17 protein-coding genes and 1 tRNA gene are annotated in these 15883 nt (G+C 71.6%); 7 read left to right on the plus strand and 11 right to left on the minus strand.

The genetic code is table 11. From position 1 onward, the window contains the following. Positions 1–40 precede the first annotated feature (40 nt). Positions 41–1834, minus strand: a complete 1794-nt coding sequence (locus tag ASG94_RS03795) for a dynamin family protein (protein WP_235537116.1) — start codon at positions 1832–1834, stop codon at positions 41–43. Then, positions 1831–2949: a PrsW family intramembrane metalloprotease gene (locus tag ASG94_RS03800; RefSeq protein ID WP_056925060.1), complete on the minus strand. Its 1119-nt coding sequence runs from the start codon at positions 2947–2949 to the stop codon at positions 1831–1833. Before ASG94_RS03800 ends, ASG94_RS03795 begins: the two co-directional genes overlap by 4 nt. Before the next feature lie 50 nt (positions 2950–2999). Between ASG94_RS03800 and ASG94_RS03805 the strand changes: the two genes are divergently transcribed. Next, complete coding sequence (locus ASG94_RS03805) at positions 3000–4397, plus strand: aminopeptidase P family protein (RefSeq protein WP_200958009.1); 1398 nt, start codon at positions 3000–3002, stop codon at positions 4395–4397. Then, on the plus strand, positions 4373–5515 hold the full coding sequence (rlmC, locus tag ASG94_RS03810; protein ID WP_235537117.1) for a 23S rRNA (uracil(747)-C(5))-methyltransferase RlmC: 1143 nt from the start codon (positions 4373–4375) through the stop codon (positions 5513–5515). Before ASG94_RS03805 ends, rlmC begins: the two co-directional genes overlap by 25 nt. Before the next feature lie 4 nt (positions 5516–5519). Here rlmC and ASG94_RS03815 read toward each other — a convergent pair whose 3' ends face one another. After that, positions 5520–6137, minus strand: a complete 618-nt coding sequence (locus ASG94_RS03815) for a hypothetical protein (protein WP_056925061.1) — start codon at positions 6135–6137, stop codon at positions 5520–5522. Positions 6138–6248: 111 nt separating this feature from the next. On the opposite strand from ASG94_RS03815, the gene ASG94_RS22630 reads away from it, so the two are divergent. Together ASG94_RS22630 and ASG94_RS03820 are read left to right on the plus strand one after the other, a co-directional pair. Further along, complete coding sequence (locus ASG94_RS22630; RefSeq protein WP_407669413.1) at positions 6249–6335, plus strand: putative leader peptide; 87 nt, start codon at positions 6249–6251, stop codon at positions 6333–6335. 63 nt (positions 6336–6398) lie between these two features. Then, positions 6399–7781 (plus strand): dicarboxylate/amino acid:cation symporter, encoded by a 1383-nt coding sequence (locus tag ASG94_RS03820; RefSeq protein ID WP_056925062.1) that lies wholly within the window; start codon positions 6399–6401, stop codon positions 7779–7781. A 69-nt stretch (positions 7782–7850) separates the two neighbouring features. Here the strand turns inward: ASG94_RS03820 and ASG94_RS03825 are convergent, their stop codons facing one another. Both ASG94_RS03825 and ASG94_RS03830 read right to left on the minus strand, forming a co-directional pair. Next, positions 7851–8744 (minus strand): hypothetical protein, encoded by an 894-nt coding sequence (locus ASG94_RS03825; protein WP_056925063.1) that lies wholly within the window; start codon positions 8742–8744, stop codon positions 7851–7853. 5 nt (positions 8745–8749) lie between these two features. Beyond that, positions 8750–9022 (minus strand): hypothetical protein, encoded by a 273-nt coding sequence (locus tag ASG94_RS03830; RefSeq protein ID WP_056925064.1) that lies wholly within the window; start codon positions 9020–9022, stop codon positions 8750–8752. Between the two features lie 240 nt (positions 9023–9262). Here ASG94_RS03830 and ASG94_RS03835 point away from each other — a divergent pair, with 240 nt between their 5' ends. Continuing rightward, on the plus strand, positions 9263–9829 hold the full coding sequence (locus ASG94_RS03835) for a TMEM165/GDT1 family protein (protein ID WP_235537118.1): 567 nt from the start codon (positions 9263–9265) through the stop codon (positions 9827–9829). Positions 9830–9838: 9 nt separating this feature from the next. Here the strand turns inward: ASG94_RS03835 and ASG94_RS21955 are convergent, their stop codons facing one another. The 3 genes from ASG94_RS21955 to ASG94_RS03845 all read right to left on the minus strand — a co-directional run bounded on the left by ASG94_RS21955 (position 9839) and on the right by ASG94_RS03845 (position 11938). Beyond that, the gene (locus tag ASG94_RS21955) at positions 9839–10270 is read right to left on the minus strand and encodes a hypothetical protein (protein ID WP_162260781.1); all 432 of its coding nucleotides are present in this window, start codon (positions 10268–10270) and stop codon (positions 9839–9841) included. Further along, entirely contained in the window at positions 10267–11214 is a 948-nt protein-coding gene (locus ASG94_RS21225) for a hypothetical protein (protein ID WP_082623908.1), read from the minus strand. Before ASG94_RS21225 ends, ASG94_RS21955 begins: the two co-directional genes overlap by 4 nt. Positions 11215–11341: 127 nt before the next feature. Further along, positions 11342–11938 carry a LysM peptidoglycan-binding domain-containing protein gene (locus ASG94_RS03845; protein WP_156411401.1) on the minus strand — a complete coding sequence of 199 codons (597 nt, stop codon included), beginning with the start codon at positions 11936–11938 and terminating at the stop codon, positions 11342–11344. Between the two features lie 245 nt (positions 11939–12183). Here ASG94_RS03845 and ASG94_RS03850 point away from each other — a divergent pair. Together ASG94_RS03850 and ASG94_RS03855 are read left to right on the plus strand one after the other, a co-directional pair. Continuing rightward, positions 12184–12260 (plus strand) — tRNA-Arg (locus tag ASG94_RS03850). A gap of 138 nt (positions 12261–12398) precedes the next feature. Beyond that, on the plus strand, positions 12399–12818 hold the full coding sequence (locus tag ASG94_RS03855) for a BLUF domain-containing protein (protein WP_056925068.1): 420 nt from the start codon (positions 12399–12401) through the stop codon (positions 12816–12818). A gap of 97 nt (positions 12819–12915) precedes the next feature. Here ASG94_RS03855 and ASG94_RS03860 read toward each other — a convergent pair whose 3' ends face one another. From ASG94_RS03860 to ASG94_RS03870, 3 genes are read right to left on the minus strand one after another with little or no spacing between them, the layout of a single operon-like run. Beyond that, complete coding sequence (locus ASG94_RS03860) at positions 12916–14001, minus strand: ABC transporter ATP-binding protein (RefSeq protein ID WP_056925069.1); 1086 nt, start codon at positions 13999–14001, stop codon at positions 12916–12918. Positions 14002–14026: 25 nt separating this feature from the next. After that, a complete protein-coding gene (locus ASG94_RS03865) occupies positions 14027–14944 on the minus strand; it encodes a carbohydrate ABC transporter permease (RefSeq protein WP_082623910.1) in 918 nt (305 codons plus the stop codon). Beyond that, the gene (locus ASG94_RS03870; protein ID WP_056925070.1) at positions 14941–15879 is read right to left on the minus strand and encodes a carbohydrate ABC transporter permease; all 939 of its coding nucleotides are present in this window, start codon (positions 15877–15879) and stop codon (positions 14941–14943) included. The genes ASG94_RS03865 and ASG94_RS03870 overlap by 4 nt, the downstream gene beginning before the upstream one ends. Between the last annotated feature and the right edge of the window lie 4 nt (positions 15880–15883).

The raw sequence follows: 15883 nt of genomic DNA on the forward strand, positions 1-15883 counted from the left end.
GTTCTCCCTCGTCGACTGCAGGTTGGATCGGGGTCCCACCCTAAGCGTCCGGGCCCGGCTCGGACGCTTCCGCACCCGTCGTGGGGGTACGGGCCGTCCCGGCCGTGCTGGCGGCGAAGCGCAGGTCGTCGACGCGACGTGCCGCGGTGCGCAGCTTCTCGGGGGTCTCCGGGGAGATCTCGAGGCCGTCGAGGAGCTCGAGGTAGCGGCGCCGCTCGGCGTCGAGCAGGTCGGTGACCTTGACCTCGAGGTCGCGTCGGGCACGCTCGGCGAGCGAGCGCACGGCCTGGTCGCCGAAGACCGCCTCGAGGAGCTTCTGCCCCAGCACCGCCGAGCCACCGGCGATGCCGGCCTCGGCTCCGGTGACCCCGGCGGTGTGCGCGAAGACCACGACCATCAGCGCGACCGAGAGCCCGTTGACCCCGAAGGCCAGGAAGCGGGCGGTGGACCGCTTGTCGGCCCCCTCGGTGCGCACCATCTCCAGCACGTCGGACTGCCAGTCGCGCACCGCCCGCTCCGCGCGGCGACGGAAGTCGCGTGACGCCCGCCCGAGGTCCTCACCACTGCCGCTCAGCAGCAGCTGCCCGGCCGCGGTCGACTGCCACGACGCCTCGGACCGCTCGGCGGCCGCCTCGGCGTGCTCGAGGATGAGCGTCTCGAGGCCGGACTCGACGGCCACGGTGACCCGCTCGGCCTGCTGGGGCTTGCCCTTGACGGCGTTGACGACGCGGTCGCGCAGCCACCCGACGCGGGTCTCGAGCGACTTGAGCAGCTCGCCCGTCCCGACGAACTCCTGCCAGCGGGCGAGCACCTCCCCGCGCAGCAGGGTGCCGTCGGCCGACGCCTCGGAGACGGCAGCCACGGCCTGGTCGTAGGACCGGTTGACGTCCTCGCGCAGGCGTCGTACGGCGTCGACCTGCTCGGTCGCGGCGTCGGCGACGGAGTGGGTACGCCGCGACAGCGTGCGGATCGCACCCTCCAGCGTCTGCCGCACCACTGCGGAGCGAGCGTCGGCGTCGGCGGCCAGCGACTCCAGCCAGGCCCGGATGTCGCCCACCGACTCACGCGGCAGCAGGCCGTCCTCGGTGACCCCGCCCTCGGTCACGGTGAACAGCGGCGAGTCCTTGAGGCCGCGCGAGGCGAGCATCCTGGCCAGGTGGGTCGACACGGTCTCCACCGCCTCGGGCGGGGTGCGGTCCAGCACGATCGCCACCGCGGCCGAGCGCTCAGCCGCCTTGCGCAGGAACTCCCACGGCACCTGGTCGGCGTAGCGCGCGGCGGACGTGACGAAGAGCCACAGGTCGGCGGCCGCGAGCAGCTGGGCGGCCAGGGTGCGGTTGCGCTCCTCCACCGAATCGATGTCGGGCGCGTCCAGGATGGCCAGTCCGACCGGCACCGTCTCGGAGGGCACCAGCTGGAGCGCCTCGGGGTCGTTGGTGCTGCGGGAGACCCGCTCGAGCTCCGGCAGCAACCGGTCCTGGCCGAACCACTGCGCGTCGGCCGGGTTGTGCACCAGGACCGGCGAACGGGTCGTCGGGCGCAGCACGCCGGGCTGGGTGACGCGGGTGCCGACGAGCGAGTTGACCAGCGTCGACTTGCCGGCGCCGGTCGAGCCGCCGACGACGGTGAGCAGCGGTGCGTCGATCGTCATCAGGCGGGGGATGACGTAGTCCTCCAGCTGGTCGACCATCTCCCCCTGCGCCTGGCGCTGGTCCGGGGCGCTGGGCAGCTCCAGTGGCAGCCGGACCTCCTGCAGCGCACCGCGCAGCCGCACGAGCGCGGTCAGCATCTTCGTGCTGTCCGCGCTCTCCTGGCGGGACTGGAGCTCGGTCATCTGGTGGGTACCACCTGTCCGGGGAAGGCAATGTAGGGGCGCACGGCGTTGAGCTGCTCGACGTGGTCGTGCCCGCGCTGGGCGAAGTCGCGCGGTGCCGTCCCGCGAAGATAGCGGTGATGGAGGTAGGCGAGCTCGATCGCGGCGGCCTGGTACTCCCGCATGGCGCGTTCAGCCTGCGCTCCCCCACCCCTGCGGGCGAACGCACGGGCGTGGCGACGGGCCCGGAGGTCGACCAGCCAGGGGATGTCGGTGGCGGGGATGAGCCCTCGGGCCGCGGCGTCCTCGAGGGCGGCGCGCATCATCCCGTGCTCGGAACGGCGCCGGTAGAGCGCGAAGGCGACGAAGCCGAGGAAGGCCGGCAGCATCAGGGTCCCGTAGACCACGAGGAAGTTGTCGGTGCCCGTCAGGGTGGCGGTGTTCCAGAGGCTGTGGGCGAGCACGGCCGCGACGTATCCGAGCAGCGGCAGCACCAGGCGCAGGGCTCCGCTGCGCGCGGCCACGGCCAGGCCGACGCTCACGCCGATGAAGGCGGTGAAGAACGGGTGCGCGAACGGGCTCACGATGCAGCGCAGGATGAAGGTGCCGGTCAGTGCCTCGGTGCCACCCGGTCCGAGGCCGTCCGTGCCGTCGTACGCCGCCGCCAGGTAGAGGATGTTCTCGGTGAAGGCGAAGCCGATGCCGACCATCCCGGCGTAGACGATGCCGTCCAGCACGCCGTCGAGCTCGTGGCGACGCCACCACAGGAGCAGCACCAGGAACGCTCCCTTGGTGAGCTCCTCGGTCACCGGGGCCAGGACCGAGAGGCTCTCGCCGTCGCTCGCGCCGCCCGCCATGCCGATGCCCTGGAAGACGAGCGCCGCGGCGGTCGCCACGAAGGCGCCCCACAGCAGGCCGGCGACCAGCAGGGACCGGGGCTCGGGCTCGTAGCGGTCGAGCCACATGAAGCACCCGACCAGCGGGCCCACCGGGAGGGCCGCCAGCAGGGCGGCCAGGGCCAGGGAGCCGGGGGCGCCGGAGAGGGCGACGACCAGGGCCATCACCAGGGCTCCCAGCAGCACCAACACCGTCACGACGACGGTGAAGGCAACGCTGTCGCGACGTCGTCTCGGCATGCGCGGAAGCCTAACGGAGCGCCCCCCTCGCCCCGGCGTACAGTGACCGCGTGAACGAGGAGCAGCCCACCGAGCCCGACGTCGCCACCTCCGAGACCGGCAGCCAGCTGGCCACCGAGTCGCACGACCCGGCCGTGCCCGCGGCGTACGCCGCCTTCATGCGCACCGGCTGGGGCGAGCGCGAGCTCGACGTTCCCCGGCACCCCATCACCGAGCACGCCGCGCGGCGTCGCGCTGCGCTGGCCGACGCCTTCCCCGGCGAGCGGCTGGTGCTGCCCGCAGGCACCTTCAAGGTGCGTGCCAACGACACCGACTACCGGTTCCGCCCGGACACCGCGCACACCTACTTCTCGGGCAACCAGACCTCCGACGCGGTGCTGGTCATCGACGACGGGGACGCGACGCTCTACGCCCGGCCGCGCTCCGAGCGCGACACCGACGAGTTCTTCCGCGACCGGCAGTACGGCGAGCTGTGGGCCGGTCGCCGGCCCTCGGCCCGCGAGATCTCCGACTCGCTCGGCATCGAGGTCCGCCACGTCGAGGACCTGCCCTCCTTCGACGACGACCGCAAGACCCGCGACATCACCACCGACGAGGACCTGGCCCGCGTGGCCGACGAGCTGCGCCTGGTCAAGGACGAGTGGGAGGTCGCCGAGCTCCAGGAGGCGTGCGACATCACCACCCTCGGCTTCGAGGACTCCGTGCGCGAGTGGGACCGCGTCCTCGAGCACGGCGAGCGCTGGATCGAGGGCACCTTCTTCCGCCGGGCCCGCACGATGGGCAACGACATCGGCTACGACTCGATCGTCGGTGGAGGCTCGCACGCCACGACGCTGCACTGGATCGACAACACCGGCCCGATCACGCCCGGTGAGCTGGTGCTGCTCGACATGGGCGTCGAGGGCCGCAACCTCTACACCGCCGACGTCACGCGCACCCTGCCGGTCGACGGCCGCTTCACGCCGGTGCAGCGCGACCTCTACGACCTCGTACACGCCGCCCAGCAGGCCGGCATCGACGCGGTCCGGCCGGGTGTGCCGTTCCTCGCCGCCCACAACGCCGCGATGGAGGTCCTCGCCCACGGTCTCGCCGACCTGGGCCTGCTGCCGGTGTCGGCGCAGGAGGCGCTGGACCCCGAGTCCAAGGTCTACGCCCGCTGGACGCTGCACGGCACCTCGCACATGCTCGGCATGGACGTGCACGACTGCGGCCGCTCGTCGGTGGACATCTACCCCAAGGGCGACCTCGCCGAGGGCATGGTCCTGACCGTCGAGCCGGGTCTGTACTTCCAGGAGGACGACCTGCTCGTCCCCGAGGAGCTGCGCGGCATCGGCATCCGCATCGAGGACGACATCCTCGTCACCGCAGACGGCTCGCAGAACCTCTCCGCCGCGCTCCCCCGCACCTCGGTGGAGGTCGAGGAGTGGATGGGCCGGCTGCGCGGCTGACGACCGGCATCCGCGTGGACTGCCACCACTACGACGCGTACCGCTGCCGCTCCTGCACGCTGCTGGAGGTGCCGCGCGCGCAGCAGCTCTCCGACAAGGAGACGCACGCGCGCTCGCTGGTGCCGTCGCCGAGCTGGCTGCCGACGGTGGCCGGGCCGGACGCGGGGTTCCGCAACAAGGCCAAGATGGCGGTCGGCGGAACCTCCGCCTCGCCCACGCTGGGGATCCTCGACCGCACCCGCACCGGCGTCGACCTGCGCGACTGCGCGCTGCACTCCCCGGGCCTGACGACCGCGCTGGAGGTGGTCGCCGCGTTCATCACGCGCGCCGGCCTCACGCCGTACGACGTGTCGACGCGTCGCGGGGAGCTCAAGCACGTGCTGCTCACCGAGTCGCCCGACGGCGAGCTCATGCTGCGGCTGGTCGTGCGCTCGACCGCCGACGAGGCCCGCATCCGCAAGCACCTGCCCTGGCTGCTGGACGCCCTCCCGTCCCTGCTGGTGGTGTCCCTCAACGTCCAGCCCGCGCACGCGGCGGTCCTGGAGGGTGAGCGCGAGATCGCGCTGACCCCGGAGTCGTCGCTGCCGATGCGACTGGAGGGCCTCGAGCTGGCGCTGCGCCCGCAGGGGTTCTTCCAGACCAACACCGTCGTCGCCGCCGCCCTCTACGCCCAGGCGCGCGAGTGGGTGGCGGGGCTGCCCGACGTGCGGACCGCGTGGGACCTGTACTGCGGTGTCGGCGGCTTCGCGCTCGCCGTCGCCGGTCCCGGCCGTGACGTCACCGGCGTGGAGGTGTCCGCGGAGGCAGTGGCCGCTGCGCAGGCGACCGCACCGGCGGGCGTGGGGTTCGTCGCGGGGGACGCGACCGCGTGGGCGCTCGCCCAGCCGGCCGCGCCCGACCTCGTGGTCGTCAACCCGCCCCGGCGCGGGATCGGCGGGGACCTCGCGCGCTGGCTGGAGGCGAGCAGCGCGTCGTACGTCGTCTACTCGTCGTGCCACGCGGAGTCACTGGCCCGCGACCTGGCGCTGATGCCGTCGCTGCGAGCGGTCGAGGCCCGGGTGCTCGACATGTTCCCGCAGACCACCCACTACGAGGTGATCGTGCTCCTGGCCCGGTGAGGAGTCAGCCGCGGCGGACCTTGGGTCCCTTGGTCAGGTTCTCGTCGCTGATCGTCCCGGCGCGGTGGGCGTCGTCGGCGAACACGACGACCTGCTCCGCCCCGTCGGCGGCGGTCACGGTCTCGAGGGACGCGACGCCGACGCCGACCTGGACCCAGCGAGGAGCCCCGAGGCAGGACGTCGGGATCGTGATCACCGCTCGGGCGGCGTCACGGTCGCCGACGGCTCGCAACCGCGGGCACTCGACGGCGCGATTCCGGTGCGTCATCTCGACCTCCGGCCGGCGGCCCAGGTCGTCCGTCTCCACCTCGAAGGTGCCCGCGGGGGTGCGTACCTGCAGGACCGCGAAGTAGTTCCTCGACCGGCCGAGCTCGCGGAGGTCGATGCGCACCCGGAGGCGCGGGTCCGCGTGGTCGACGACGGTACGGACGACGTCCGCGGTCAGGTTCTCGGGGGCGGGCACGAGGTTGTCCAGGTCTTCGTCGCCCTGCTCCGTCGGGCCGACGCTCACGACGTCCCCGGCGGGATCCGTCGTCTCGACCTTCTCCGCGTGCGCAACCGCCGGCGCGAGGAGGACGGCAGGGACGACGAGGGCGACCAGGAGGCCGAGACGGGAGGTCATGGCGCGCACCCTAGGCAGGCCTCGACCCCCCTGTGACGGGAACCACGGAATCCGCCCGGTGCCCCGCCGGTTGTGGCTGACGTGCGAGCCCCCACGACCTTCCCCGCCACGGTGGGTGACCTGCTGACGCAGCGTCGTGCCGTCGACCTCGTGCGCACCGGGAGCGCGCTCTGTCGCCCCTCCCGCGCCGTCGACTGACCGTCCTGCATCCCTCGGCACCCGCGATCGTCGCGTGCCGGACCGAAAGGTTATCTTTTCAGTATGAATACTCCAGTTACGGAGACGGGGCGTCCCTCGCGTCGCCTCCGCCTCCCCTCCTTCGGCGTCCAGGTCCTGATCGGACTCGCGCTCGGAGTCGTCCTCGGGCTCGTCGCCCGCGCCATGGGCCCCGACTCGGTGGACGCCGCCGGCGTCACCGACCCCAACTGGCTGACCGAGACCCTCACCACCGTGGGCGGCGTCTTCGTCACCCTGCTGCGCACGATCGTGCCGCCCCTGGTCTTCCTGGCGATCGTCGCCTCGATCGCCAACCTGCGCGACGTCACCGGTGCCGCCCGCCTGGCGTGGAAGACCCTCGCCTGGTTCGCCATCACCGCGCTGATCGCCGTGGGCATCGGCATGGTGCTGGGCCTGGTGCTGCAGCCCGGCGACCACGCCAGCGTCTCCGCGGACGCCGCGGCCGCGCCGTCCACCACGGGCTCCTGGCTGGACTTCCTCACCGGCCTGGTGCCGGCCAACGTCCTCGGCCTCGAGGGCAGCGCGGGTGACGACGGGTCGGTCGGCCTGTCCTTCAACGTGCTGCAGATCCTCGTCGTCGCCATCGCCGTGGGCATCGCGACCCTCAAGGTCGGCTCGGACGCCGACTCGTTCCTGGCCGTCGTGCGCTCGGCGCTGACCGTGGTCCAGAAGGTGCTGTGGTGGGTCATCCTGCTCGCCCCGATCGCCACCGTCGGCCTGCTCGGCAACGCCGTCGCGACCTACGGCTGGGATGCCCTCGGCTCGCTGGGCACCTTCACGGTCGCGATCTACGCCGGCCTGGTGCTGGTGCTGCTCGGCGTCTACCCCGTGCTGCTCCGCCTCAACGGCCTGTCGGCCAAGCAGTTCTTCTCCGGTGCCTGGCCGGCGATCTCGCTGGCCTTCGTGTCCCGATCGTCGGTGGGCACCATGCCGCTCACCCAGTCGGTCACCGAGCGCAACCTGGGCGTCCCGCGTGCCTACGCGTCCTTCGCCGTGCCGCTCGGCGCGACGACCAAGATGGACGGCTGCGCGTCGATCTACCCGGCCATCTCGGCGATCTTCGTGGCGCAGTTCTTCGGCCTGGACCTGTCGGTCACCGACTACGTCCTGATCGCGTTCGTGTCGGTCATCGGCTCGGCCGCCACCGCGGGCGTCACCGGCGCCACCGTGATGCTGACGCTGACCCTGTCGACCCTGGGCCTCCCGCTCGAGGGCGTGGGCCTGCTGCTGGCGATCGACCCGATCCTCGACATGGGCCGCACCGCCACCAACGTGGCAGGCCAGGCGCTCGTCCCGACGATCGTGGCCAAGCGCGAGGGCATCCTCGACCTCGACGCCTACAACGCGCGGCGTACCGGCCGGGCCTGGCGCGAGGACGCTCCCCAGGACGCGCTCGTCCCCGCCTGAGCGCACTCGCTCCACCACACGGCCCGTCCCGCCTCGCGCGGGGCGGGCCGTCGTGCGTCGTCCCTCGGATCAGGCCGTACGCCGGGTGGAGCGGACCGCCCACCACAGCGCCGGCGGGACCACGGAGGCGAGCAGCAACGACCACACCAGGCCGGGGCCGGCGAGCTCACCGGCCGTGGCCACCACCCGGGCCAGGGCGCCCCCGACGCCCTCGCCGCGGTCGAGGAGCCACTCGCTCGGGGCCAGCACGAGGGAGGCCATGACGAGCGAGGTGGAGACGGCGAGGGCAGCGGTGAGCCCGCGCCGGACCGCCACGGCGGTCGCGACCAGCAGGGCGAGCAGCCCGAGCCCGCCGACCACCGCTGCCGCGACCAACCCGTAGCGCTGCAGCTGCCCCATCCCGGAGACGAGCTCCAGGCTGTCTCCGCCACTCCCCTCGTCGGCCGACGCGACGTCGGGCAGCTCCCGGGCGAAGGTGGACAGCACCCGGCGGGCCTCGGCGTCGTCGGTGGCCTCGGCCTGGGCGCCGAGCTCCTGCGCGACGGCCGCGACGTACGCCGCGGGGTCGAGGCGACCGTCGACGACCGGCACGGAGGCGAGGGCGTCCAGCACGCGCTCGTCCCCCAGCGCCTCGTCGGCGGCCTCGACGAGCACGGTCCGGGTGGCCGGCGCAAAGTCACGGCCGCGGGACTCCTCCACGTCGGCGACCAGCGACTCGGCCGCGTCGCGGCGCAGGTCCGGCACCGACAGCAGCGCAGCGATGGAGCGTCCCGGCTGCTCGGGCGAGGTCACCACGAGGGCGAAGACCGTCAGCACGCCGGCCACCGCCAGCAACCCCGCTGCCACGATCCCGACCGCGGCGCCCAGCACCGTGCGGACCCAGAACCCGGCGCCGCGGCCCCGCGGCTCCCCCGGCGTCATCCCCACCGGCAGCGAGCCGGTCCCCCCGGCGTACGTCGTCACGGGCGTCATTGTGGCCCAGGCGCGAGCATCCCGCCGTCGACCCACATCTCGACCAGCACCCAGCCGGCGGTGTCGGGGGCCGCGACGGCGATGCGTCCGTTCCAGGCCCCGCCCACCCGACGCCACTCCAGCAGCAGGGCGGCCTGCCGGCCGTGGGGTCCGTCGTACCAGCAGTGGCGCGTCGGTGGCGGGCGGTCCTCCGCCGACACCGGGGACTGCCGGCGCTCCTGCGTGGCCGCCACGCGCGCCGCGAGCGACTCCCCGCGCCGGGTGCTCATGCCACCGGCCACCTCAGCCGGCCCCGCCTGTAGGGTCGACCGCGAAAGGGAGTAGTCCCCAACAGTCACGTCGACACACTGGCCCCCGGGCCCGGCGCGGCAGGCCACCTCGGTGGCGGACGAGACTTTCGACCAGTTGCTGACCCTTCATCGGACGGCCCTGGTCGAAGGGTCCTCCCAGACTGGGCAACATCCCTCCGGCCGCGGCCGGAGAGGACCTCTTCCGTGTATGCATTCCTGTTGAGCACCGCCGTCATCTTCGTCGCCGAGCTCGGTGACAAGAGCCAGCTGATGGCCATGACCTTCGCCGCCCGCTACCGGGTGCGTGACGTCCTGATCGGCATCACCGCGGCCACCGCCATCGTCCACCTGGCCTCGGTCGGGATCGGCTACTGGATCGGCGACGCCTTTGCCGACCAGCAGCACTGGATCTCGATCGTCGCGGGGGTGGCGTTCCTCGGCTTCGCCGCCTGGACGCTGCGCGGCGACGAGCTGACCGACGACGAGGCGGACAAGGCGCGCACCAGCCAGGGAGCCGCGATCCTCGCCGTGGGCGTCGCGTTCTTCCTCGCCGAGCTCGGCGACAAGACCATGCTGGCGACCATCACCCTGGCCACCCAGGAGGGCTGGTTCGGGACATGGGTCGGCAGCACCGTGGGCATGGTCGCGGCCGACGCGCTGGCCATCGTGGTCGGCGCCGTGCTGGGCAGGAAGCTGCCCGAGCACGTCATCAAGTACGGCGCAGCCGCGCTCTTCGCGCTCTTCGGCCTGATCCTGATCATCGACGGGGTGCGGATCGCCCTGTGAGCCACCGCCTCACTCCCGCTGGCGACACGGTCGGGCGGGAGTGACGTCGGTGGTGCCCACCCGGTCGCACAGGAACTGCTGTCCGTGCGGGTCCGACCAGAGCCACAGGCCGGTGTCGAGCACCGAGTAGCCCCACCCGGCGTGGGTCTTCAGCTGGTGGTGATGTCGGCACAGCGGCGCGATGTTGCAGTCGCACGACGGGCCGCCGCTCGCCGGGTCGTCGTGGTCGTAGGGCACGACGTGGTCGTGGTCGCCCGACGTCGCGGCCCGGGTGCAGTGCGGGAAGACGCACCGCTGGGCCACCAGGTCCGCGCGGCGGACGGTGGCGCCCTTGGGGCGGTAGGCGTCGGTCGCGTCGTGCCCGGCGAGGTCGAGCACGGGCAGCACCGTGAGGTGGGTGTCGGTGCGGCCGCACCACTCGCGGACGGCCTGCTCGATCACGGCGCGGCCGGTGGTCGCGTTGCGGGCGACGGGGTCGCCGGACAGGTTGCCGTCGGTGAGGGTGAGGACCAGCTCGGCCCGCTTGGACGGGCGCGGTGCGTGCTCACCGGACAGGAGCGCGAGGGCCGCCGCCGGGTCGGCCAGCACGCCGACCGCACGCGAGCGGCGTACGTCGAGGGAGTCGGGCACGAGGCCGTCCGCCTCGTCCTGCGCAGCGAGGGCGATCGCGACCGGGACAGCGCCCGGTCGAAGTCGTGGAGGTCCTTCCAGTCGCCCCGCACCGACATGTCGGCGATGCCGACGTGGTTGATCGAGTCGACGTGGAGGGTGACGAACCGACGGTCGAGGGCCTCGAGCTGGTCGGCCTCGCGCTGCTCCGGGTAGAGCCGCAGCATCGCCTCGTCGATCGCCCGCTCGAGCGCCACACGGCCGATCTTGTGGGCCACCGGGGCGAGCTGCTGGTCGACGTGCTGGGAGACGTCCCGCGGCCGGCCGATCACGGACTGGGCGAGCATGCGCGCCTTGTGCGGCTCCACCTCGCCCGCCTCGACCCGCCGCCACACCCGCGGGAGGCGGTGCCGGGCGAGCAGTGCGTCGCGGATCATCAGCGACCCCGCCTGGCTGGTGCGGCCGATCGCGGCGGCGAACGGTGCGGCGGCGTCCCAGCGCACGACCGGGATGAAGGGGTCGTGGAAGCCGTCCGGGTCCCCCACGCACCCCTCGGCACACCCACCGCCGAAGTCACCGACCTCGACGTCGTGCCGGTCGGCGGCGCGGCACCCGTGGAGGCACTCACCGCCCGGCGCGGGGGCATCGGGATCGAGATGGGCGTCGGCCCACTCGGCCGCGAGCAGGAACACCCGGACCTGCGCCGCCCGAGCCTCGGCGTCCGCCTCCCGGACTCGCGCGATCAGCGCTACGTCGGAGGCGGGGGCGGTGGGCATGTCCCATTCTCCATCGAACACCTGTTCGACGTCAAGGTTTGCCAGGGCTCTGTGGACAGCACAGTTGAACGACGACGAGGTGCCGTGGCCCGACGGCCACGACCCCTCGTCCTACACGCGCATCAGCTCACTTCTTCGGGATCCTGAACTTCTGGCCCGGGAAGATGAGGTTCGGGTCCTCGATGTTGTTGACCCTCGCGATCTCGCGCCAGTCCACTCCGTAGCGCTGACCGATCTCGGAGAGCGTGTCGCCCGACTTCACCGTGTAGACCTCCTCGGAGGCCGCCTCGTGACGAGCGTCCTGCCGCTCCTCACGGGCATCCTGACGGGCCTCCTGACGGGCCTCCTGGCGCTCCTCGCGAGCCTCCTCGCGCTGCTCCTGCCGCTTCTCACGCCGCGCGTTGGCCTTGTCGATGGCCTTCTGTGCCTTCTCCTCGGCCTTGCGGTCAGCCTCGGCCTGCGCCTCCTGGGCGGCCTTGGCCTCGGCCTCGGCCTGCTGACGGGCCTCGTCCGCCTGGGACTTCTCCTCCTCGGTCGCGGACGGCAGCCCTGCCTTCTCGGCCGCCTCGTCGGCCTTGCGGCGGGCCTCGTCAGCGCGCGCCTGGGCCTCGACCTTGGCCTTGTCGGCCTCCGCCTGGGCCTGCTCGGCCTCCCTGCGTGCCTCGTCTGCAGCCTCGGCGTCGTCGGTGGTGATGGCGTCCTTCAGCTTGTCCCACAAAGACATGCGGCTTCCTCTCGTTGGGGCCGGGCGGGAGGACCCGCCACACGGACCGTTCTCGAACCTAGGGCGCGCCCGATCGCCCGCGACAGTTCTCCCCACCCCCAGAGGGGGTCCCCAGGATGCTCCTCGACGGCAAGCCCCGACCCCAGTGCCGCGGCCGGCTGCGGCATACTGACCCCGGACCGGAGGGCCGGCAGGACCATGACCCGGGCGCCCGAGAGGGTCGTCCGACCGGAGCTCCCGTCCCGGCCCCCGTAGCTCAGCTGGATAGAGCAGCGGCCTTCTAATCCGCCGGTCGCAGGTTCGAATCCTGCCGGGGGCGCCACGAGGTCATCAGGCACCAGGTGGCACCTCCCGACCTGCAACCCGGGTCCTCGATCTCCGTCGGATCTCGGGCGTCACCGGGATACTGGGTCCGGCACAAGACGCATCGCACCACATCACACTTCTCGGGGACCCGACCTTGATCTCGCTCACCTACCTCAGCACCGCCACGACGCCGTTCAGCCCCGCCGACCTCCGCGAGCTGCTGCGAGCATCGCGCGAGCGAAACCACGCGAACGAGCTCACCGGCATGCTGCTCCATGCCGGCGGGCACTTCATCCAGACCCTGGAGGGAGCCGAGGACGTGGTGGACGCGACCTTCACCCGCATCGAGCGGGACCACCGGCACCGCAACGTGTACGTCGCCCTGCGCGACGACGTCGACACGCGCACCTTCCCCGAGTGGTCCATGGGCTTCGAGACCCTCGGCCCCGACGAGACCGCCCTCCTGCCGGGGTTCAACGACTACCTCAGGGGCAGGCCCATGTCCCCCGAGGACACCCAGGCGTTCGGCCGCCCCGGCATCTTCCACCGGTTGTTCAGGGACAAGATGCGCTGACCGGCGCTGGACCAGCCCCGGTCGGGCGCCACGATCGCGAGGTGCCGACACGCCGGAGCCGCCCGACGACAGGGTCGCCGAGCGGCTCGTACGCCGGTCAGTCGCTGAGGCGCTCGCCCGTCTCGGTGTCGAACACGTGGACACTGCGCGGGTCCGTGGTCACGTGGATCACGTCACCCTTCGACACCGAGTCCCGCTGCGTCACCCGCACGATCACCGCGCTCGGAGCTCCTTCGACGTCGCACGTGCCGTAGACGAACGCATCGGCGCCGAGCTCCTCCACCACGGTCACCTTGACCGGCAGGCCACCCTCCTCGGACGACACCTGCCGCCACGCCTCCGGACGCACCCCCACCGTGACCGCACCGGACATCCGCGACGCCGCCGCCGGGTCGACCGGCACCAGGTAGTTGCCGATCCGGGCCTGTCCCGACTCGTCGGCCCGCGCCTCGAGCAGGTTCATCTGCGGCGATCCAATGAAGCCGGCCACGAACAGGTTGACCGGCCGGTCGTAAAGGCCGAGCGGGGTGTCCACCTGCTGCAGGACCCCGAGGTTCATGACCGCCACCCGGTCGCCCATGGTCATCGCCTCGACCTGGTCGTGGGTGACGTAGACGGTGGTGACACCGAGGTCCGCCTGCAGCTTGGCGATGTCCGTGCGGGTCTGGACGCGCATCTTGGCGTCCAGGTTGGACAACGGCTCGTCCATGCAGAAGACCTGCGGGTTGCGCACGATCGCCCGGCCCATCGCGACGCGCTGGCGCTGACCGCCCGAGAGCGCCTTGGGCTTGCGGTCCAGGTACTCCCCGAGGCCGAGCATGCGGGCCGCCTCGGCGACCCGCTGGTCGCGCTCGGCCGACGGCATCTTGGCCATCTTGAGCGAGAAGGCCATGTTGTCGCGCACCGACATGTGGGGGTACAGCGCGTAGTTCTGGAACACCATCGCGATGTCGCGGTCCTTGGGGGCCGCGTTGGTCACGTCCCGGTCGCCGATCCTGATGCTCCCGCGGTTGCACTCCTCGAGGCCGGCGAGCATCCGCAGGGTCGTGGACTTGCCACACCCGGACGGCCCGACGAGCACCATGAACTCGCCGTCCGCGATCTCGAGGTCCAGGCCGGGTACGGCGGGCACGTCGGCCCCGGGGTACCACCGCTGTGCCTTCTCGAAGGTCACTGTTGCCATGTGCAGTCCTTTCGCATCTGGACGCTCAACCCTTGGTCGAGCCGAGTGTCAGGCCCGAGACGAACTGCTTCTGCAGCGCGAAGAACACCACCAGGACCGGCAGTGCCACGATCACGGATCCCGCCGCCACCAGGTTGGTGTCGGTGAAGAACTGGCCGCGCAGGTTGTTGAGCGCGGAGGTGATCGGGAGCTTGTCGCCCTGCTGGATGAGCACGGTCGCCCAGAAGAACTCGTTGTAGATCCAGGTGAACTGCAAGGTCGCCAGGGCCGCCAGGGCGGGCCGCACGAGCGGCATGGTCAGCTGCCAGTACTGCCGCCACACCCCCGCCCCGTCCAGCTCGGCCGACTCGTAGATCTCGTGCGGCAGCGTCTTCATGTAGTTGCTCAGCACGAACGTGCAGAAGCCGAGCTGGAAGGCGGTGTTGACCAGGATCAGCGCCCAGAAGCTGTTGAGCATCGAGCCGTTCTCGCTCATGAACGTCGGCAGCGGAATCTCGCGGAACATCCGGAACACCGGGATCAGCAGCGCCTGCGGAGGCAGCAGGTTGGCGGCCAGGAAGACGCCGAGCATCGTCAGGTTGAAGCGGAAGCTGAACCTCGCCAGCACGAAGGCGACCATCGAGGACAGCCACAGCGTGAGCAGCACTGCCGGGATGGTGACGAGCATTGAGTTGCGCATGTGTAGGCCGAAGTTCCCCTGCGACCAGGCCTGCCGGTAGTTGTCGGTGGTCCAGCCGCCGAAGGACAGGTAGCCGTTGGCCTGGGTGTACTCGTACACGCGGAACGAGTTGAGGACCGCCCAGAACAGCGGGAAGAGCCACAGCAGGGCGAGGACCGCGGTGATCACGGTGGCGATCACCCCGCGATTGCGGCTCATCACCCCGCCCTCCTGGCGGGGCGGTGCTGTCGTCGCCGCAGCGGCGACCGGTGTCTCGGTGCTCATCCCTGACGCTCCTCACGGAAGACGTTCCGCAGGTAGATGGTGATGAAGACCGACGAGATCAGCATCATGATGACCGCGAGCGCCGACCCGAACCCGTAGCGGGTGGCCTCGCCGATGACGTTCTGGCCGACGAGGGCACCGATGAGCTCGAGCCCGTTGCGGCCCTTGTTGATGACCCACACGATGTCGAAGGCCCGCAGCGACTCGATGACGACGATGACAACCACGACCATGTTGATGGGACGCATCACCGGGAAGATCACGTGGAAGAAGGTGCGCACCTCGCTCGCCCCGTCGACCGCCGCGGCCTCGCGCAGGCTTGCGTCCACGCCCTTGAGCCCTGCCAGGTAGATCAGCATGATGTAGCCGGTGTGCCGCCAGGCGGTGGCCACCAGCACGGCCCACAGGTTGACGTCGGGATCGCCGTACCAGTCGACCTGGGTGTTGAAGACCTGGTTGATGAGGCCCTGGTCGCGGGAGTAGAAGAGCTGCCAGATGAAGCCGATCAGCGCCACGGAAAGGACGACCGGCATGTAGAACGCCGTCTGGTAGAAGCGACTGCCGCGCATCTCCCGGTCCAGGACGACGGCCAGCAGCATGCCCAGCACCGTCGGGAACATGAACAGGAACGCCAGCCAGATCAGGTTGTGCTGGATGGCCGGCCAGAACGGCGGGTAGATGGTCGCGATGTCCTCGTAGTTCTGCGTGCCGACCCACTCGATCGTGTCGAGGTCGCCGAAGCCGTTCCACTTGCCGAAGGACAGCACCACGGACCCGAGCGCCGGCAGCCACACCAACCACACGACCAGGACGATCGGCACCAGCAGCATCCCGGCCACGACCAGCCGGTCCCTCGGGGAGAGCTTCTTCTCCCGACGTTGGGGCGGCGGGCCGACGTCCTGCGCGGCCCGCCGCACCTCCTCGGTGGTCGTCATCGTC

Source organism: Nocardioides sp. Soil805 (assembly GCF_001429625.1).
Classification (GTDB): domain Bacteria; phylum Actinomycetota; class Actinomycetes; order Propionibacteriales; family Nocardioidaceae; genus Nocardioides.